General features: G+C 68.8%; 20 protein-coding genes. 11 read left to right on the plus strand and 9 right to left on the minus strand.

Annotation, left to right across the window (positions count from 1 at the left end; translation table 11 throughout):
- Window positions 1-2: 2 nt before the first annotated feature.
- Together IE660_RS06765 and IE660_RS06770 are read right to left on the minus strand one after the other, a co-directional pair.
- Entirely contained in the window at window positions 3-770 is a 768-nt protein-coding gene (locus IE660_RS06765) for a PIG-L family deacetylase (protein WP_203567576.1), read from the minus strand.
- A complete protein-coding gene (locus IE660_RS06770; RefSeq protein WP_235997163.1) occupies window positions 767-1,954 on the minus strand; it encodes a glycosyltransferase in 1,188 nt (395 codons plus the stop codon). The genes IE660_RS06765 and IE660_RS06770 overlap by 4 nt, the downstream gene beginning before the upstream one ends.
- 148 nt (window positions 1,955-2,102) lie before the next feature.
- Here IE660_RS06770 and IE660_RS06775 point away from each other — a divergent pair, with 148 nt between their 5' ends.
- The 7 genes from IE660_RS06775 (at window position 2,103) to IE660_RS06800 (ending at window position 7,738) form a co-directional block, all read left to right on the plus strand.
- Entirely contained in the window at window positions 2,103-2,300 is a 198-nt protein-coding gene (locus IE660_RS06775; protein ID WP_203567578.1) for a hypothetical protein, read from the plus strand.
- Window positions 2,301-2,489: 189 nt separating this feature from the next.
- Entirely contained in the window at window positions 2,490-3,737 is a 1,248-nt protein-coding gene (locus IE660_RS06780; RefSeq protein WP_203567579.1) for a prolyl oligopeptidase family serine peptidase, read from the plus strand.
- A 61-nt stretch (window positions 3,738-3,798) separates the two neighbouring features.
- Entirely contained in the window at window positions 3,799-4,752 is a 954-nt protein-coding gene (locus IE660_RS06785; protein ID WP_203567580.1) for a TIM barrel protein, read from the plus strand.
- On the plus strand, window positions 4,749-4,958 hold the full coding sequence (locus IE660_RS06790; RefSeq protein WP_203567581.1) for a hypothetical protein: 210 nt from the start codon (window positions 4,749-4,751) through the stop codon (window positions 4,956-4,958). Before IE660_RS06785 ends, IE660_RS06790 begins: the two co-directional genes overlap by 4 nt.
- A gap of 22 nt (window positions 4,959-4,980) precedes the next feature.
- Complete coding sequence (locus IE660_RS06795) at window positions 4,981-6,300, plus strand: M20/M25/M40 family metallo-hydrolase (protein ID WP_235997125.1); 1,320 nt, start codon at window positions 4,981-4,983, stop codon at window positions 6,298-6,300.
- Window positions 6,297-6,551, plus strand: a complete 255-nt coding sequence (locus tag IE660_RS15810) for a hypothetical protein (protein ID WP_235997126.1) — start codon at window positions 6,297-6,299, stop codon at window positions 6,549-6,551. Before IE660_RS06795 ends, IE660_RS15810 begins: the two co-directional genes overlap by 4 nt.
- Window positions 6,515-7,738 (plus strand): MFS transporter, encoded by a 1,224-nt coding sequence (locus IE660_RS06800; RefSeq protein WP_235997127.1) that lies wholly within the window; start codon window positions 6,515-6,517, stop codon window positions 7,736-7,738. Before IE660_RS15810 ends, IE660_RS06800 begins: the two co-directional genes overlap by 37 nt.
- Window positions 7,739-7,750: 12 nt before the next feature.
- Here IE660_RS06800 and IE660_RS06805 read toward each other — a convergent pair whose 3' ends face one another.
- Together IE660_RS06805 and IE660_RS06810 are read right to left on the minus strand one after the other, a co-directional pair.
- Complete coding sequence (locus tag IE660_RS06805) at window positions 7,751-8,140, minus strand: type II toxin-antitoxin system VapC family toxin (RefSeq protein WP_203567582.1); 390 nt, start codon at window positions 8,138-8,140, stop codon at window positions 7,751-7,753.
- On the minus strand, window positions 8,137-8,406 hold the full coding sequence (locus IE660_RS06810; RefSeq protein WP_203567583.1) for a type II toxin-antitoxin system VapB family antitoxin: 270 nt from the start codon (window positions 8,404-8,406) through the stop codon (window positions 8,137-8,139). The genes IE660_RS06805 and IE660_RS06810 overlap by 4 nt, the downstream gene beginning before the upstream one ends.
- A gap of 102 nt (window positions 8,407-8,508) precedes the next feature.
- Between IE660_RS06810 and IE660_RS06815 the strand changes: the two genes are divergently transcribed.
- Window positions 8,509-9,318 carry a hypothetical protein gene (locus IE660_RS06815; protein ID WP_203567584.1) on the plus strand — a complete coding sequence of 270 codons (810 nt, stop codon included), beginning with the start codon at window positions 8,509-8,511 and terminating at the stop codon, window positions 9,316-9,318.
- A gap of 133 nt (window positions 9,319-9,451) precedes the next feature.
- Here IE660_RS06815 and IE660_RS06820 read toward each other — a convergent pair whose 3' ends face one another.
- Both IE660_RS06820 and IE660_RS06825 read right to left on the minus strand, forming a co-directional pair.
- Window positions 9,452-10,018 (minus strand): VOC family protein, encoded by a 567-nt coding sequence (locus IE660_RS06820; RefSeq protein ID WP_203567585.1) that lies wholly within the window; start codon window positions 10,016-10,018, stop codon window positions 9,452-9,454.
- A gap of 77 nt (window positions 10,019-10,095) precedes the next feature.
- Window positions 10,096-10,713 carry a maleylpyruvate isomerase family mycothiol-dependent enzyme gene (locus IE660_RS06825; protein ID WP_203567586.1) on the minus strand — a complete coding sequence of 206 codons (618 nt, stop codon included), beginning with the start codon at window positions 10,711-10,713 and terminating at the stop codon, window positions 10,096-10,098.
- Between the two features lie 39 nt (window positions 10,714-10,752).
- On the opposite strand from IE660_RS06825, the gene IE660_RS06830 reads away from it, so the two are divergent.
- The gene (locus tag IE660_RS06830) at window positions 10,753-11,214 is read left to right on the plus strand and encodes a MarR family winged helix-turn-helix transcriptional regulator (protein ID WP_328701880.1); all 462 of its coding nucleotides are present in this window, start codon (window positions 10,753-10,755) and stop codon (window positions 11,212-11,214) included.
- A gap of 6 nt (window positions 11,215-11,220) precedes the next feature.
- Here IE660_RS06830 and IE660_RS06835 read toward each other — a convergent pair whose 3' ends face one another.
- Complete coding sequence (locus IE660_RS06835) at window positions 11,221-12,399, minus strand: ATP-binding protein (RefSeq protein WP_203567587.1); 1,179 nt, start codon at window positions 12,397-12,399, stop codon at window positions 11,221-11,223.
- Window positions 12,400-12,485: 86 nt separating this feature from the next.
- On the opposite strand from IE660_RS06835, the gene IE660_RS06840 reads away from it, so the two are divergent.
- The gene (locus IE660_RS06840; protein WP_203567588.1) at window positions 12,486-13,301 is read left to right on the plus strand and encodes an endo alpha-1,4 polygalactosaminidase; all 816 of its coding nucleotides are present in this window, start codon (window positions 12,486-12,488) and stop codon (window positions 13,299-13,301) included.
- Window positions 13,302-13,307: 6 nt separating this feature from the next.
- Here IE660_RS06840 and IE660_RS06845 read toward each other — a convergent pair whose 3' ends face one another.
- Window positions 13,308-13,808 carry a DUF1345 domain-containing protein gene (locus IE660_RS06845; RefSeq protein ID WP_328701899.1) on the minus strand — a complete coding sequence of 167 codons (501 nt, stop codon included), beginning with the start codon at window positions 13,806-13,808 and terminating at the stop codon, window positions 13,308-13,310.
- Window positions 13,805-16,036: a 6-phosphofructokinase gene (locus IE660_RS06850; protein ID WP_328701881.1), complete on the minus strand. Its 2,232-nt coding sequence runs from the start codon at window positions 16,034-16,036 to the stop codon at window positions 13,805-13,807. The genes IE660_RS06845 and IE660_RS06850 overlap by 4 nt, the downstream gene beginning before the upstream one ends.
- Window positions 16,037-16,176: 140 nt before the next feature.
- On the opposite strand from IE660_RS06850, the gene IE660_RS06855 reads away from it, so the two are divergent.
- Window positions 16,177-17,448, plus strand: coding sequence for a CapA family protein (locus IE660_RS06855; protein WP_203567590.1), 1,272 nt, complete (start codon window positions 16,177-16,179; stop codon window positions 17,446-17,448).
- Window positions 17,449-17,451: the final 3 nt, after the last annotated feature.

Below are 17,451 nucleotides of genomic sequence, written 5' to 3' on the forward strand. Positions count from 1 at the left end.
CCTCAGACGACGCGGCGCAGTCCCATCCGGGTGGCGATGGTGTCGAGCTGACCGCCGACGTGGGTGATCTGGGTGCCCTCGACGGTCAGTTGGCTGGCGTGGTGACTGAGCGCCTCGGCGACCTGGTCGGTGTGGCGTGACAGGTCGTCCCACTCGATGCCGCGCTCCTCGGCGATCGGACGATCGGCCGGGATCACCTCGTACAACTCCAGGTCGGGCAGCGACTCCCGCCGCAGCCGCCGCACTGCCAGTTCGGTGGCTTCGCGGGCACGCACGTGGTCGGGGTGGCCGTAGCCGCCGCCGAGGTCGTAGCTGACCACGGCGTCAGGACCCACCGACTGCAGCCACACTGCGATGTCGGTGACCACCTCGTCGAGGCTGGCCAGGCTGAAGGCGTTCGCCGGGGCGTCGGTGTCGGGACCGGCGGTGTTGGGCGTCACCCAACGCATGCCCGAGTCGTGGTAGATCCGGGGTTCGCGACCCTCGGCCCGGGCACCACCCTCGCCGAGGAACACCGGGCCGGTCGTCCCGAGCGTGCGCAGCGCGCCGCCCAGTTCGTCCAGCCGGTGGCGCACCAGCGCCTCAGGTGTGGTGCCCTCGGGCAGCACCCCGGGGACGATCTCGCCCCGCTCGCCGCGGGTGCAGGTGAGCACCGGGCACCTGATGCCGCGTTCGGTGAGGTCGGCGATCAGTGCCCCGGTGGCCAGGGTCTCGTCGTCGGGATGGGCGTGGACGAAGGCCACGGTGCTGACGTGCGACAACAGGCTCATCGGTGGTGGCCCTCCATGACCTCGCGATAGACGTCGACGAGTTGGCGAGCCGAGCGCTGCCAGGTGAAGCGGCGAGCGTGGATGCAGGCCACCACGCCCATGTGCTCGAGCCGGGTCTCGTCCTCGAGCAGCAGGGTGATCGCGCGTCCCCAGTCCTCGGGACGACGCGAGTCCATCAACTGTCCGGTCTCGCCGTGGGCGACCGCCTCGCGCAACCCGCCGGCGGCCGAGGCGATCACCGGTGTGCCGCTGGCCTCGGACTCCAGCGCGATCAGGCCGAAGGTCTCGGAGTGCGAGGGCACCAGGCTGAGCCGCGCCGAGCGCAGGGCGCGCGCGAGTTCGTCCCGACTCAGCGCCCCGGTGAAGGTGACCTGCCCGTCGAGCCCCAGCCGGGGGACGAGGTCGTGCAGTTCGGCGGTGTAGTCGGCGAAGTCCTGGCTGGCCTCGCCGGCGATCACCAGGTGTGGACGACGCCACTTCTCGACGTGCGCGAGCGCCCGCAGGGCGAGGTCGGGACCCTTGAGCGGTTGCAGCCGCGCAGTGAACAGGATGAACCCGTTGGGCAGCGGCTCGTCGGTGGGGCGCCAGGGTTCCTCGCCGGGCTGCAGGCGCCGGAAGACCTCGGTGTCGACCCCCGGGGCGACGATGTGCACCCGGGCGGGGTCGGCGCCGCAGCGGTGGATGACGGTGTGTGCCTCGGCGGTCGAGATGGCCACTACGACGTCGGACTGCTGTGCGGTGAGTCGTTCACCGGCCACCCGGTGGGGTGACTCGGGAGGCTCGCCGGCCGACAGTGGCGAGTTGGGCAGGGCGGCCACTGAGTGGTAGCTCTGCACGTGGGGAACCCCCCACTCCTCGGCCACCGGCAGTGCAGCCACCCCCGACATCCAGTGGTGGGAATGCAGGACGTCGGCTGGTGCGAGGGTGCGCAGTCCCTCACGGAACTCGTCGATGTGCTGGTCGATCTCGCTCTTGGGCAGCTTGGTCAGGGGACCCGCCTTGACCGTGCGCAGGGTCACACCGGGATGCACCTCGAGTTCGTCGGGGTCGTCGGGGGACGACTTGCGGGTGACCAGGTCGACGGTGTGGCCGAGGTCGGCCAGCGCCTCGGCGGTCTGGCGCTCGACGACGTTCATGCCGCCGGCATCGCCCGAGCCGGGCACCTCGATCGGCGAGGTGTGCATCGACACGAAGAGAATTCGCAAGGGGCGGTCCACGTGTCGAGCCTAACCAAGTGCCCTGACCACGGGTGCACTGTTCGTCAGGGGCGGACGCGCCCATGCCCGCGCCGAGTGTCGTTGACACCGCCGGTCGGTGTGGAACGATTCAGGGATGGATCAGCAGGTGCTTCGCTCCAAGATCATGGGCTGCTGGCTGGGCAAGGCCGCCAGCGGCACGCTCGGCCAGAGTTGTGAGGGCGCCGAAGGGCCGCTCGACTTTCGCCCGGACGAGGGCGATGGTGTGGCCGAGTGGGTGATCGGGCTGGCCGAGGTGCCGAGTTACCTGTGGATCCCGGGTGCCTTCAGCTGAACCCCGGAGTCTGAATTCCCGCCAACCCCTTGCTGAACGTTCATTCAGCATCAATGATGGTGTCACGCGATGGTCAAGGCCGGTGCGCTGGGCGTCAGCCCCTCACCGGTCCCCTCCGCCGCGGTGGCGCATCGGAGCCTCCGGCGGTCGAGTCACACCGATGAAGATCAAGACAGAGGAGTCTTATCAATGTCGCATCCCTTCAGCCGGCGCTCCCTGATTGGCGCCGCAGTTGCAGTTCCGGCCGTCATCGGCCTCCCCGCCGTGGCAGCCTCGGCCGCCACGTCGGTCAAGTTCACCCTCAACGCTGTGACCCTTGACGGCGGCGAGCAGGTCGTCTCGCTCACCCTGCACACCTCGTCGATCAAGCCGATCGACGTCAAGGCGCTCAAGGCGTCGCAGTTCTCGGTGCACGTCTCGGCAACCCTTCCTGCCGGCGCTCCCGGGGGGCTGGCATTCGGACCCTATGAAGGCCCGCGCAAGGTCACCGGTGTCACCGTCGACAACCGCGGCAACATCGTGCTCGCGCTCGAGTCGGGCCCCACCGCTGTCGGTGCCGGCACCCTGGCCTACGTGCTCGCTGGTGGCCGCAACTGGGCGATGGACCTCGACTACACCATCACCCTGAGCAGCCCGATCAAGCTCAAGAACGGCCGCACGGTCAAGGTCGACAGCTTCGTGCAGGGCGACCTGGTCAACCCCGAGGTCGACGCCTACAGCTACCACCAGGTGGCCGGCGGTCTCGAGTACCGGCTGTTCAAGCCCACCCAGGGTGGCGGCAAGGAACGCTCCACCGGCAAGGGGCATCGTCCGCTGGTCGTGTGGCTGCACGGTGGCGGCGAAGGCGCCGCTTCGGGCGCGGCCGACAACAACGAGAGCCAGCTGCGCGCCAACCGCGGTGCCCTGGGCTACTCCACCCCCGAGGCGCAGAAGATCTTCAAGGGCGCCTACGTCGTCGCTCCGCAGGCCACTGATGCGTGGATGAGCGACGGCGATCGCTACGCCCCGATGATCAAGGCCGTGATCGACGAGGTCGTCGCCAAGTACCCGATCGATCCCGATCAGATTCATGTGCTCGGCTGCAGCAACGGTGGCTACATGAGCCTGAAGATGACCGTCGAGTACCCGGACTTCTTCGCGTCCTCGGTGCCGATCTGCCCCGGTGCCGGACCGAACTTCTTCTCCGACGCCGAACTGGCCGGCATCACCACGCCGACCTGGCTGGTGCACTCCAAGGACGACGACGTCCTGCCGTGGGAGCTGAACTCCGGCCGTGCGCACGCACTGATCAAGGACTCGATCCTGACCTTGTACGACCACGTCATCTGGAACGGTCACCAGTACTCGGGCCACTGGTCGTGGATCTACGTCGCCCACAACGACCCGTCGCACAACGGCCAGCACCTCTGGCAGTGGCAGGCCGCCCAGAGGGCCTGACCAACTGAGCAGTACTGACCACATCGTGCCCCGGGGGGATTCCTCGGGGCACGATGGTGTGGTGACCACGACAAGGCTTGCCGCGGCGGAGAAGTCGCTGCCCGGTGAGACGCTCGCCGACAAGTGGGCCTTCGTCCAGCAGGTTGGCCTCGACGGCATCGAACTGGCCGGGACGAGGGCGCTGCTCGGCCGCGCGGACGAACTCGCCCGTGCCCGTGACGCAGGAGTGGTGGTCAGCTCGGCGGTGGCCGGCACCGGCACCTTCCTCGGTGACCCCGACCCGGAGCGTCGTCGCGCCGCGATCGACGACCTCAAGGGGTTGCTCACGATCGTGGGACTGGCCGGCGGTGTGGGCGTGGTCGCGCCGCACAGCTTCGGCATCGCCAGCCTGCGGATGCCCCCGTTCACCGCTCCGGTGCCGCGCGAGGTGGCCCGGACGAACCTGGTCGAGGCCCTGCGTGAGGTCGCAGAGCACGCCGCCGAGCGCCACGTGATGGTGCTGTTGGAACCGCTGAACCGCTACGAGGACTGGTTGCTCAACACCCTCGACGACGCGGCGTCGGCCATCGACGAGGTCGACTCACCTGGTGTGGGTCTGGTCGCCGACACCTTCCACATGTCGATCGAGGAGGCCTCGCTCGGTGAGGCGCTCAGACGCAACGCGCGCCACCTCGTCCACCTGCAACTGGCCGACAGCAACAGGCTCGAGCCCGGTGCCGGGCACCTGGACTGGCGAGAGGTGCTGACCACGCTCGATGACCTGGGATACGACGGCTGGCTGGCGATGGAGTGCCGGCTGTCGGACGATCCGGCGCGGGTGCTGTGTTCAATGAGGTTGACCGTTGGGGGTCGCGCACCGAGCACGTGCTGGTGGCCTCGATCACCGGGCTGGTCACCGTCCTGGTGTTCTGGTTCATCCCGGCGCTGTCACGGCGAATGCCGCCCGAACTGGTCAACCTGCCGCACAAGCAGTACTGGGGCCGGCCCGAGAACTACCCCCGCGCGCTGCGCATGATCGGCAACGACCTGGGCTGGTTCGGCGCGGCGACCCTGGCGTTCATGGGGTGGATGTTCTGGCTGGCGGGGCGGTTGGCGGTCGATCCCTCGACCCCCGCCGCGGGGTTCTGGGTCGCCTTGGTGGTCTACCTCGCCGTCACGGCGGTCTGGGTGATCTCGTTGACCGTCGGCGGGCGTTGGCGCCCACCGGCCACGCAGGAGTAGTGGCAGGCCCTAGGGTCTGCTCATGCCAGCACTGGACGCCCTGCGGGCCCTGGTCGCGATCCCGACCGTCTCGCACCCTGACCCGGCCGACGACGACGTCGCTGCCTTCGACGCCTTCCACGCCGAACTCGCCCGCCAGTTCCCCCGGATCCACGCCGATCTGGACCTGACCCCGATCGGGCGCCACGGCCTGCTGGTCCGGTGGCGGGGGCGGTCGCAGGATCGTCCGGTGGTGTTGATGGCGCACCTCGACGTCGTCGGGGTGGACGAGCAGGCGCCGTGGCAGCACCCACCGTTCTCGGCCGACGTGGTCGACCGCGCGGTCTGGGGACGCGGGACGCTCGACGACAAGGGCTCGCTGGTGGCGCTGTTCAGTGCGGTCGAGGGCCTGCTGGCCGAGGGGTTCGTCCCGGCGCAGGACGTCTGGCTGAGCGTCGGGGACGACGAGGAGGTCGGGGGTTCCTGTGCTGAGGCCGCGGTGGCCTGGCTGGAGCGCGAGGGTGTGCGGCCTCGGTTCGTCCTCGACGAAGGTGGGGCGGTGGCTGCCGATGCGCTGCCCGGGGTGAAGCGTCCGGTGGCGGTGATCGGGGTGGCCGAGAAGGGGACGACCGACCTGCGGCTGGTCTGTGAGGGACGAGGTGGGCACTCGAGCACGCCCGCGGCGAAGGGCCCGACCTGGCGGATCGCGCGGGCGCTGATGCGGTTGGAGCGCTCACCGATGCCGGCCAGGCTGCCCGGGACGGTCGCCGAGATGATGCGCCGGGTGGCCGACGAGGTGCCGACTGTCGTCGGTGGGCTGCTGCGCCGGGCGGACCGGCTGGAGCCGGTGCTGGTGCGGGCGCTCGGAGTGGCGGGTGCCGAGGCTGCAGCGATGACCCGGACGACGATCGCCGCGACCACCCTGTCGGGCAGCCCCGGGCGCAACGTGCTGGCGACCAGGGCCGAGGCCGGGCTCAACGCCCGGATCCTGCCCGGCGACACCGTCGACGACGTGATGACCCACGTGCGCAAGGTCGTCCGAGACAGGCACGTCACGGTTGAACTGGTGCGCGCCGGTGAGGCGACGCCGGTGTCTCCCTCGACCGGCGACGAGGCGTTCGAACTGCTGGAAGGCCTTGTCGCACGGCACTTCCGTGAGGCGATGGTGACGCCCTACCTGGTGATGGGGGCCACGGATGCTCGCCACTTCACCCGGATCTGCGACCGGGTCTACCGGTTCACGCCGCTGCGGATGAGCAAGGCGCAACGAGCCTCACTGCACTCCTACGACGAGCACCTGCTGGTCGGTGACCTGGAGGCCGGAGTGGCGTGGTACCGCTCGCTGGTCGAGGCGCTGACGTGAGTACGCCGGACGTGGGCGGGGCCGTGCGTGGCCTGGTGGCCGTCGTCGGGTTCCTGGTGCTGGTCGAGGTGGCCTCGGGTGTGCTGCAGGGCTTCTACACCCCGATCTATCCCCAGATCGCCGAGCACCTGACGATCCACGAGGGTGACGTCAACTGGTTCGAGGCCGCCCAGTTGGTGGTGTCGGCGCGCTGTGCATTCCGCTGTTGGCGCGGATGGCCGACCTGGTCGGGCACAAGCGTGTGCTGCTGATCTCGACCGCGGTGACCGCGCTCGGGTCGTGGGTGCTGGCGTGGGCGCCGAACTTCTGGACCTTCCTGATCGGTTGGGCGATCCAGGGTGCGTACGTGGTGTGGCTGCCGATCGAGGTGGCCCTGGTGCACCGGCGGACGCGGGCGTCTGGGCGCCAGCAGTTGCTGACCCGTCGCGCCGCGGCGGTGCTGGTGGGGGCGCTGGAGTTGTCGGTGATCGTGGCGGCCTTGAGTGCCGGCCTGCTCGAGGGTTCACTCGGGATGAACTGGCTGCTCAGCCTGCCCGCGATCGTGGTGACGGCGGTCTTCTTCGTGATCCTGGTCGGCATCGAGCAGACTCCCGGTGACGATGCCGACGGACGACTCGACTGGGGCGGACTCGGGCTGGTGACGCTGTCGCTGGGGCTGCTGATGGCAGGGCTCGTGCTGCTGCGGTTGTGGGGCGCGGGTGCGCTCGCCGGTTGGGGCCTGATCGTCGTGGCACTGGTCGTGTTCGGGGTGTTCGTCCGGTTTGAACTGCGGCATCCCGAGCCGGTGGTCGACATGCGGCTGTTCGGGTCGTCCAAGCAGTGGCCGGTGCAGCTGACCGCGTTCCTGTTCGGGGTGCCGGTGCTGGGTGGGCAGATCCCGCTGTCGACCTTCGCTCAGGCTGACCCGGCGGCGCGGGGGTACGGACTGGGTGTGGAGCCGGCGTTCGTGTCGACACTGATCGGGCTCTACGTGATCACGCTGGCGGTGGGGGCGTTCACGTTGCCGCTGACCACCCGGTTGTTGGGTGGCACGAGGCAGGCGTTGCTGGTGGCCTGCCTGCTGGTGGCGACCGGCTACCTGCTGTGGCTGCCGTTCCACACCCACACCTGGCAGGCGCTGCTGAACCTGGCGATCGCCGGCTTCGGTTCGGGTGCGTTGGTGGCGGCGCTGCCAGCGGCTGCCGCCGCCGGAGCTCCCCCCGAGCGCACCGGGATCGCCACCGGTATGACGAACGGGACGAAGACGGTGGGCGGTGCGATCGCGTCGGCGGTGTTCGCGATCGCCCTGACTGCGACCGGATCGCTGGACGCCGCGTCGGAGACCGTGGCGCCGCTCAGCGGCTACTACACCGTCTGGGCGGTGTGTGCTGGAGCGGCGCTGCTGGCGGCGCTGGCGTTGGTGCTGGCTCCGCGGGATGCGTTCGCGACTCGGGAGTGAGTGGGCGAACGTTCAGATCGCGGGCGCGATGTCGGTGTGAGTGAAGTCGTCGCCGACGAACAACAGCTTCTGTCCCGTGGTGCTGGCCAACGCGTAGGAGAAGCAGTCACCGAAGTTGAGTCGCGCCGGGGATCCCGAGCCGCGGCCGTAGCGCCGGTGGGCATCACGCGCCACGCGGGCCTGTCGCCCATCGACCGGGACGATCTCCACCTTCAACTCATCCAGCACAGTCTCGAGGCGTTGCCCATGCGTCACGGAGCGATTGTCGGCAACGATGCCAAGTTCGACCCACGTCGCCGCAGACACCTGGAGTTGGGGAGCCTGCAGCGCCACTTGGAGCAGGGCCCGGGCGCCGGGTTCGTGGTTGAGGATCGCCATCACCGCAGAGGAATCGATGATCACCTCGGCAACCCTGTCGCGTCGTCGTATAGATCGTTGATGGACAGGATTTCACCGTGTTGGTGCCCCGGATCGGCGATGTACTCGGCGGCGATGGACCAGATGAGATCTGCCCGAGCCGCCGTGGCTGCGGCTTCCGGGTCCTGGCCGTACTCACGCAGAAGCTTCTCGAGTGCCTCTTCGATGGCACCTGTCTGCGTCTTGCCCGTCGCCTCGGCTGCGGCGCGCGCGAGTTCGTGCACCCGGGGGTTCTTGATGTTCAGACCCATGGAACCAATCTACCATAGGCGATGTCTACCGTTCTACCCTTCTCCTGGCACTCGCGTCGTGCATGATTCGTCACACCTTGTCGCCCGCTTGTGGAGGTAGCCGTGACCACCGACGTTCGCGCACCGGAGTCGTCCATCGTCGTCCCGATGTCGCTGATCGCGGCTGGATCGGTGTTCCTGACCATCCAGGCCCACGAGTACGCACACGGGCTGGCCGGCCTGGTCCAGACCGGCGGCATGTGGGTCAAGTCGGGCAGTGCCGATGCGATCTCACCCGGCGATGCCACCCAGCAGGGCGTGCTGATGCTGGCCGGGCCGCTGTTCTCGCTGGTGACCGGTGCGCTGATCTACTTCACGACCCGGGGCATGCGCGAGGGGTTCGGACGATGGGTCGCCACCTGGCTGGGGCTGGTCGGCATGATGAACTTCTTCGGCTACCTGATGACGTCGGTGGCAGGCGGCCCCGGCGACATCTCGGGGGCGATCACCCAGTTCGGCTGGCCCGGGTGGCTCTCGATCCCGCTCTTCTTCGTCGGCGCTGCCGGCATGGTCTGGCTCTCGTGGCTGTTCTGCCACGACGTGCGTCGCGTGGGCGACGACATGCCGATGATGCGACGACTGGGCGTGTGGCCGTGGCTGTGGGGCACGGTGCTGGTCGTCGTGGTCGGCGCGTTGCTGACGCTGCTCGGCCCGGCCGGTGACGGACTGACCGGTGGCGAGATCGTCCTGTCGCTGATGGCGCTGTTCGCCGCCCTGGTGTTCGCCCCGATGTTCACCTTCTTCGTCAAGCTGGTGCCGCACGGGGGTGGACGACCCGACCTCGGGACGAAGGCGGCGGCGATCGTCTATTTCGTGGTGGCGGTGGCGATCTGGGCGTTCCACTCGTTCGTCACGGTGCGGATCGGGAGCTGAATCAGGTCACTCCTGGTCGCTGGGTGCCTCGACCATCCAGAAGACCGCGCCCTGGGGGTCGATGACCGGCAGCATGCGTCCGCGACACCGAAGTAGGCCAGCCAGTGCGGGCGGGTGCCCTCAGGGGCGTCCATCATGCCGCCCATGCCGCCGACGGGACGATCGGTGCCGCCCAGCCGGAAGGTGCGGTAGTCGTCGCCGGCCATCGGCAGGGGGTCGAACTCGTGCCCGAAGACAGATGCGTAGAAGGTGCGAGCGGCGTCGGGTCGCTGGTGCGAAGGTCTTCCCAGTACAGACCGCCGGGTTGGTTGACGACTTGGCAGCCGTTGTGGGCGCGGGCCTGCCAGACGCCGAAGCCAGCGCCGGTCGGGTCAGTGGCGAGCACGAAGCGTCCCATCGGGCCCGCCTCGGCCGGGCCGACAGTCAGCGTGCCGCCGTGCTCGGTGACGGTGGATGCAGTCTGGTCGACGTCGTCGCTGGCGAAGTAGACGCCCCAGCCGTCCGGCGCGGCAGGGTGGGTGGGACCGAGACCGGCGACGACGTGGTCACCGATCTTGGCCAGGTGGTAGTCACCGGGCTGCTCGGCGTACTCCCACCCGAACAGCGTGGTGTAGAAGTCGAGGATCTTCGACGGCTCGGGGGAGTGCAGGTCGATCCAACACGGGGTACCGGCGGGCCATGGCTCGGTACGCAGCGTCATGGCTTCATCGAACCCGAAGGCGGCTAGTAGCTGGCCTCGATCACCTGGTCTTGGCCATCGAGGGGGAGGGGCGGTCGTCAGCCCAACGCGTCGACTGCTCCCGACAGGTGATCGTGGGCGGCGGTTCGTCCGGCCAGCATCAGCAGCAGCCAGCGAAGCTCACCTTCGACCACCTGCCCGGTCCCCTGCTGCCAGTCGCCGTCGGTGGCCACCAGGCGCACCCCGTGAAGAGGCGTCCTGAGCGCCATGCCACCCTTCTCGTTGAGCTCGATGGTGCGGTTAAGCGAGGCGATGAGCGGCTCATGGGGCGGCTTGTGGTCGATACCCAGTGGAACGCAGACGTCCTGCGTGTGGACGAGGGCATCGGTCAGCGGCTCCATCGGCGAGACGAACGGCGGCTTCACGCGTCGGCCGCTGAACGACCGCAGCTTCTGGATGATCTGAGTGTGAGAGAGCGGGCTGGCGATGGCCATGGTGCGGATCATCGCGTCGCCGTTGAAACGGGCACGGACCATCGGAATCAGGGCCTGGTGCAGCTTGACGTCAGAGCCGGCGACATGGGCTCCGACGTCGCGAACCGACCACTCGGCGCAGAGTGACGGACGCGACCACTGGTCATCGGTCAGCCCTTCGAGGATGTCGGCGAGGGCGGTGCGCTGGGTGTCGATGTGTTGCCAGATCGTGTCGGTGTCCATCTCTGCCTCCGAGACAACTAGTACGATAATCTGACCAATGTGACATCAGGGGGAGTGGTTGGTCAAGAGGCGGACGACAGCCGCCTGGGGGTTCTTCTGTTCGTGGCGAGCCGATCCTTGGAGGAGCGGGCGCACCGGGCGGTCGTTGAGGCTGGGGCGAGCGACATCACGCCGGCCCAGGCGCGGCTGCTCGCCCGGGTGGGTCCGGACGGGACGCGGCTCGTTGACCTGGCAGCCCAGGCACGGGTGACGAAGCAGACCGCGGGGCACCTGGTTGACCAGCTGGAGGCGGCGGAATACGTCGAGCGGGTACGCGACCCTTCCGATGGACGAGCGCGGCTGGTGCAGCTGACTGACAGGGCGCAGGAACTTGTCCCGGTCGCGAATGCTGAAGTGGCGCGGGCACTGGGTGAGTGGCGGGCCCGCCTGGGTGATCGGCGGATGCGGCAGTTCACGGAGGCGCTGATCGCGCTGCAGGAGATCACCGATCCTTGGCGGTGACCCGTGTCACTCGACCGAGCGCAGGTACCGGCCGAAGTGCGGCACGGTGAACGCGATCTTGCCGCGCTCGCCTGACCACACAAGCCCCTTCTTCATCAGGGCGTCGCGCGCCGGCGACAGTGACTGGGCCTTGCGCCCGACCTGCTCGGCGACGGCGGCGGACGACACGGTCTCGTCCCCGGTCTGCTCGCTGACCTCGGCCATTGCCCGCAGGTACTCGCGCTCAGCGGGGGTCGCGCGCTCGTACCTCGACCCGAAGAACCCCACCCCCAACTCGGCCTCGGCCTCGGGCACGGCCACCTGTACATCGCCCAACTGGATCGGCGAACTGGGAGCCACGTCCCAGACGACCTTGCCGTAGGCCTGGATGAAGTAGGGGTAGCCACCGGTCGCGCGATACATCTCGTCCAGTGCCTCGTCGGTGAAGCGCGCCCCCTCGTCCGCTGCGGGTGCGGTCAGCGCCAGGTCGGCGGCCTCCCGGGCCAGCCGGTCGATCCGCATGTAGCGGAACAGCCGCTCCGAGTACGACTTGGACGCACTCAGCACCGCAGGCAGGTGGGGGAGTCCGGCCCCGACCACGATCAGCGGCAGCCCCGACTGGCTGATCTCGTGGGCTGCCGCACACAGCGCCGACACGTCATCGGGCCCCAGGTCCTGCATCTCGTCGATGAACAGCGCCACCCCGCGCTGCAGATCCGATGCCAGACCGCCGACGTCACTGAGCAACTCGACCAGGTCGATCTCGATGTCGCCGGAATCGGCTCGTCCCCGCACCGCCGGTGCGTTGATGCCCGGGCTCCAGCGCTCGCTCGGCTTGGCCTTCGGTCCCGCACCTGCCTCGACGAATGCCTTCAGCGTCCCGAGCACCTGGTCGGCATCGGGGTGCCCCAACTCGCGGATCGCCAGATGAAGCGCCGCCCCCAGCGGACGCCGCATGTCCTGCCCCGGCCGGGCCTCGAACTTGCCCGTGCCGAAGCCGGCCTTCACTGCGGCTGAACGCAGTGCGTTGAGCAGCACGGTCTTGCCCACGCCCCGCAGCCCGGTCAGCATGATCGAGCGCTCGGGTCGTCCGCGCAGGGTGCGCGCCAGCACAATGTCGAATGCCTCGAGCTGCTCGTCGCGTCCGGCGAGCTCGGGCGGACGCTGGCCCGCACCGGGCGCGTAGGGGTTGGCGATCGGATCCATGATCGGACTGTATGCGAATGTCTAGTGTTTTCCGCAGACATTGGCAGAGTGTCGGAGACGATCCAAGACAGTCCTAGCGTGAGTCCGTGACCAGCGCCCGGTCGACCACAGCCCTGCCGGCCACCATCGTGGCGGTCCTCGCGCTGCTCGCGGCGTGCACGCCAAGTACCCCGCCCACGACCCCGACGTCAGCGCCATCGTCCAGCATGGTGCTGCCGCCGGTCGGCGCCCACCTCGACTACCAACTCGGTGGCGGCTACCCGAATCCACGCGTCGGCATCGTCGTCCGCGACCGCACCGACGAACCGTCGTCCGGGCACTACTCGATCTGCTACCTCAACGGCTTCCAGACCCAGCCCGACGCCACCGACTGGTGGCGGACAACCCACCCCGACCTGCTGCTCGGCATCACCGACACGTCCTGGGACGAGGAACTGCTCGACATCTCCAGCGCGGCCAAGCGAGCCCGGATCGTCGCGGTCATCGAGCCCTGGATCGCCGACTGCGCGACCAAGGGCTTCGACGCGGTCGAGTTCGACAACCTGGACTCGTACACCCGCTCGAACGGCCGGCTCACCGCTGACGACGCCGTCGCGATGATCGCCCTGCTCAGTGCAGCTGCCCACCGACACCACCTGCCGGTGGCGCAGAAGAACGCCGTCGAACTGGTCTCGCGCCGCACCGAGATCGGCACCGACTTCGTGATCGCCGAGCAGTGCGGCACCTGGGACGAGTGCGCTGGTTACGTCGCTGGCTACGGCGAACTCGTCTGGGACGTCGAGTACGACGCTCCCGGGCTGACGGCGGCCTGCAGCCAACTGCCGCGCTGGGCGGTCGTCCGCCGTGACCTCGACCTCACAGCAGCCGGTGAGAGCACCCACGTCTTCGAGCAGTGCCCCTGAGCCCACTCACGACGACGCCAACTGGATGACCAGGTTGATCGTGCAGGCGACAACCACCGCACCGAACAGGAACGACAACAGCGCGTGCCGCAGCGCCGCCCGACGCACCGGCCGTGACTGGATCACCGAGTCCGACACCTGGTAGGTCATGCCGATCGTGAACCCCAGGTAGGCGAAGTCGAGGTAGTCCGGGTCGTCGTCGGTGTTGAAGTCGACGGCTGGTTGGTCACTGTGCTCATCGTGGAACAGTCGTGCGTAGTGCAGTGAGAACACGGTGTGGACGACCAGCCACGACGCAGCCACGGCGAGCACCCCGACGATCGCCTCCCACGGGGTCTGCTGCGCCGACCGCGCAGCACCCGCCACCAGCAGCATCACCGTCGTCAACACGTCGGCCGTCCCGAGCAGCAGCAGTGACAGGCCAACACCGACGACTGCACTGAAGCAGCCGCACCCAGGAACGATCCACGCTGCGACAGTACGCCTGTGGTCGCGCCTTCGCGTCAGGCGTCAGGACCCTGTGCCACCGCCCGGACGATCGGCCGCAACTGCAGCCACCACTGCTTCTTGGGACGACGATTCACCAGGTCGACCTCGTCGTGCATCCGGGCCAGCGGCGACACGTTGATGCCGGCACCATCCAGCCCGAGGTACCAGCCCTCCCGGGTGCCGGCCTCGAACTCGATGGCGATCTGGTCGATCGCCCGGCTCACCAGCCGGGTGGCCAGCAACCGGTCGAACGGGGTCGGGTTTCCGCCCTGCTGGATGTGGCCAAGCACCGACTGGCGCACGTCGAACAGCTTGCCGCCCTCCTCCTCGAACAGCCGGGCCAGGAAGTCGGTGGTGTAGTGGTCGTTGGCGTCCTCAGAACGCACTGCCAGGAAGATCCGGCGTCCCGAGGCGAACGACTGCTGCATCCAGGCCACGTCGCGGTGCAGGTCGGCCAGGGTGATGCCCTCCTCGTGCAGGTAGGTGCGCTCGGCCCCACCGGCCATGCCGGCGACCAGGGCGAGGTAGCCGCAGTTTCGTCCCATCGTCTCGACCACGAAACAGCGCTTGGTCGCAGTACCTGACTGCTTGATCCGGTCGATCGACTCGGTGATCGCGTTCAGCGCGGTGTCGGCCCCGATCGACAGTTCCGAACCGGGCAGATTGTTGTCGATCGAGGCGGGCACGCACACGATCGGCATGTCGAAGGCGGGGTAGCGGGTGCGTTCGGAGTCCATCAGCCAGGCGCCCTCGTAGGCGTTGAACCCGCCGATCACCAGCAGCGCGTCGACCCGGTGCTGCTCGAGCGTGCGGCTGATCGAGTACAGGTGCTCGACCTTGGGCACGTCGCGCCGGGTGCCGAGCCACGCACCACCCTCACCGAGCAGGCCCTCGACATCGCCCAGGCCGATCTCGTCGATCTCGCCGTCGCGCAACCCGTCGAAGCCGTTGCGCACCCCCAGCATGGTGTGGCCACGGTGCAGGCCCAACCGCACCGCCGCCCAGACCGCAGAGTTCATCCCCGGGGCCAGGCCGCCGGCGTGCACGACCGCGATCCGCTTCGAGCCCTCGGTCACCCGGCTGCGGTCGAGGTCACGCAGCTCCCGGAACAGGTGCACCATCTGTCGGAACGACCCGCCCCGCATCGCCATGGCGCCCTCGAAGTCCTTGGCCTCGATCAGCTTCGGCACCTCGCGGGTGTCGGCCACCGCCTTGACCAGCGGCACCTCGCTCACCCGGTTGCCGCGGATGCCCAGCACCTGCGGCTCGTCAGTGGGTGTGGCGGCCAGCACCGAGTTGACCGCCTCGTGGCCCAGCCAGGTGCTGGCCCAGCGGTCGTAGGCCGACGGACGACCGCCGCGCTGCACGTGGCCGAGGATGGTCACCCGGGCGTCCTCGTTCATCCGGTCGCGGATCACCGCAGCCACGTCCTCGGCGCTGATCGGGTTGCCCTCGCTGTCCTGTGCACCCTCGGCCACCACCACGATCGAGTCGCGTCGTCCAGCCTCGCGACCCAGGCGCAACGCCTCGGCCATCCGGTCCTGCCAGCCGGGCTCGGGCGGGGACTCCGGAATCAGGGCGTAGTCACAGCCACCGGCGATCGAGGCCATCAGCGTCAGGTAGCCGCAGTGTCGTCCCATCACCTCGACCACGAACCGACGCTGGTGCGAGGCCGAGGTGCTCGACAGTGCGTCGATCGCCTCGAGGATGCGGTGCAGCGCGGTGTCGGCGCCGATGGTCATGTCGGTTCCGACCAGGTCGTTGTCGATCGAGCCGACCAGTCCGGCGATCATCAGCGACGGATGCCGGTCGGCCTGCTCGCGGGTGAGTTCGCCGTTGGCGACCAGTTCGTCCAACAGGGACGACCACTCGTGGCGAATCGCGTCCGCACCCGAGAGCGAGCCGTCGCCGCCGATCACCACCAGTCGGTCGATGCCGCGCTCGACCAGGTTCCTGGCGGCCTTGAGTCGCCCGGCGCGCTCCTTGAACTCCATCGAACGGAAGGTGCCGATCACCGTGCCGCCCTTGTGCAGGATCGAGCCCACGTCGTCCCAGTCGGCGCGGGTGATGCCATCGCCGCCGTCGATCATGCCCTGGAAGCCCTCGTGGATCGTGTAGACCTCCACACCCCGGCTCAGCGCGGTGCGCACCGCGGCGCGCACGGCCGCGTTCATGCCCTGCGCGTCACCGCCGCTGGTCAGGATGCCGAGCCGAACGGGACGCTCACTGTTGGTCTGCTCACTCACGTGCCCAGTCAAGCAAAGGGGGGTGGCTCACACCCGGCTGCACGAGGATTTCGTCCCGTGCCGACCAGCACCGTGACAACCACTCGCCCCGCTCGCGCGTCGAGCGTAATGTGAACGCCCGTACCCGAAGGGGGAGGTCCGTGAGGGGTGCCCGAGGCTGGTTGAGGACGACGCACGCGGCATTCGCCGTGGTGGCGGCGACATCGCTGCTGCTCAGCGCCTGCGCCAAGGACCTGTCGACGCCGCAGACCACACCGAGCGTCATGGTGTCATCTGTTGTGCCGACGTCCGCTGCGTCGTCGTCGGGGAGTTCGTCGTCCGCGGTCGCGACGAGCACGCCCTCGACCTCGCCGACACCCACCGCGACCCAGGGCAGCCAGCAGCGGACGGCATCGCTGGTCTTCAGCGGTGACCTGCTGTGGCACAACACGCTGTGGATGAGCGCCGCCGACGACCATCGCCGCACCGGCAAGGGCAAGGAGTTCGACTTCGACCCGATGTTCGCCGCGATCAAGCCGGTGATCTCTGGCGCCGACCTGGCCGTCTGCCACGAGGAGGTGCCGTTCGCCAAGCCCGGTGGCCCCTACACCGGGTACCCCACGTTCAAGGCGCCACCGGCGATCGCCGAGTGGATTCCGACCATGGGCTGGGACGCCTGCACCCTCACCTCGAACCACGCCCTCGACGCCGGCATCACCGGACTCGAGCGCACCAACCGACTGCTGCGCGACAACGGGGTCACCCCGATCGGCACCCGGCTCAGCGCCGACGAGGTCAACAAGCCGGTCATGCTGACCACCGAGAACGGCATCAAGGTCTCGATCATCGGATCGACCTACGGGCTCAACGGACTCGTCCCACCCCAGGGCAAGGAGTACGCCGTGCAGATGATCGAGGTGCCCGAACTGCTGCGCCAGGCCAAGCTGGCCCGCCAGGCCGGAGCCGACCTGGTGCTCGTCCAGATGCATGCCGGCGACGAGTACGCCCACAAGCCCAACGCCCAGCAGGTCGAGACCGCCAAGGCGCTGACCGCCAGTCCCGACGTCGACGCCGTCATCGGCCAGCACGTGCACGTGGTGCAGCCGATCACCAAGGTCAACGGCAAGTGGGTGGTCTACGGCATGGGCAACATGGTCGCCCAGCACAAGACCGACGTGCCCCGCGGCTACGAGGGCATCACGGTGCGGCTCAACGTCAAGGAGAAGGCCGGCGCTGGGTTCGAGGTGGCCGGGGTCGACTACATCCCCACCTACGTCACCCACTACAGCCCCGGGAACCCGGTTCGGCTGCTGCCGGTGGTCGACTCGCTCAGCAAGGGCGTCGGGCCGACCGAGCGACTCACAGTGGCTCGCGAGAAGACCCGCGCGGCCGTGCTGTTGCTGGGCGACACCCCAGGGCTGGTCGAGCGCTGATCC

This window comes from Aestuariimicrobium ganziense, from assembly GCF_015352975.1.
GTDB lineage: Bacteria > Actinomycetota > Actinomycetes > Propionibacteriales > Propionibacteriaceae > Aestuariimicrobium > Aestuariimicrobium ganziense.

What these genes read in the sequence shown, in the direction of transcription:
- IE660_RS06765 (WP_203567576.1), bottom strand. Translation starts at nt 770, where the DNA reads ATGAGCCTGTTGTCGCACGTCAGCACCGTGGCCTTCGTCCACGCCCAT.
- IE660_RS06770 (WP_235997163.1), bottom strand. Translation starts at nt 1,954, where the DNA reads ATGCACACCTCGCCGATCGAGGTGCCCGGCTCGGGCGATGCCGGCGGC.
- IE660_RS06775 (WP_203567578.1), top strand. Translation starts at nt 2,103, where the DNA reads ATGGATCAGCAGGTGCTTCGCTCCAAGATCATGGGCTGCTGGCTGGGC.
- IE660_RS06780 (WP_203567579.1), top strand. Translation starts at nt 2,490, where the DNA reads ATGTCGCATCCCTTCAGCCGGCGCTCCCTGATTGGCGCCGCAGTTGCA.
- IE660_RS06790 (WP_203567581.1), top strand. Translation starts at nt 4,749, where the DNA reads ATGATCGGCAACGACCTGGGCTGGTTCGGCGCGGCGACCCTGGCGTTC.
- IE660_RS06795 (WP_235997125.1), top strand. Translation starts at nt 4,981, where the DNA reads ATGCCAGCACTGGACGCCCTGCGGGCCCTGGTCGCGATCCCGACCGTC.
- IE660_RS06800 (WP_235997127.1), top strand. Translation starts at nt 6,515, where the DNA reads ATGGCCGACCTGGTCGGGCACAAGCGTGTGCTGCTGATCTCGACCGCG.
- IE660_RS06810 (WP_203567583.1), bottom strand. Translation starts at nt 8,406, where the DNA reads ATGGGTCTGAACATCAAGAACCCCCGGGTGCACGAACTCGCGCGCGCC.
- IE660_RS06820 (WP_203567585.1), bottom strand. Translation starts at nt 10,018, where the DNA reads ATGACGCTGCGTACCGAGCCATGGCCCGCCGGTACCCCGTGTTGGATC.
- IE660_RS06825 (WP_203567586.1), bottom strand. Translation starts at nt 10,713, where the DNA reads ATGGACACCGACACGATCTGGCAACACATCGACACCCAGCGCACCGCC.
- IE660_RS06835 (WP_203567587.1), bottom strand. Translation starts at nt 12,399, where the DNA reads ATGGATCCGATCGCCAACCCCTACGCGCCCGGTGCGGGCCAGCGTCCG.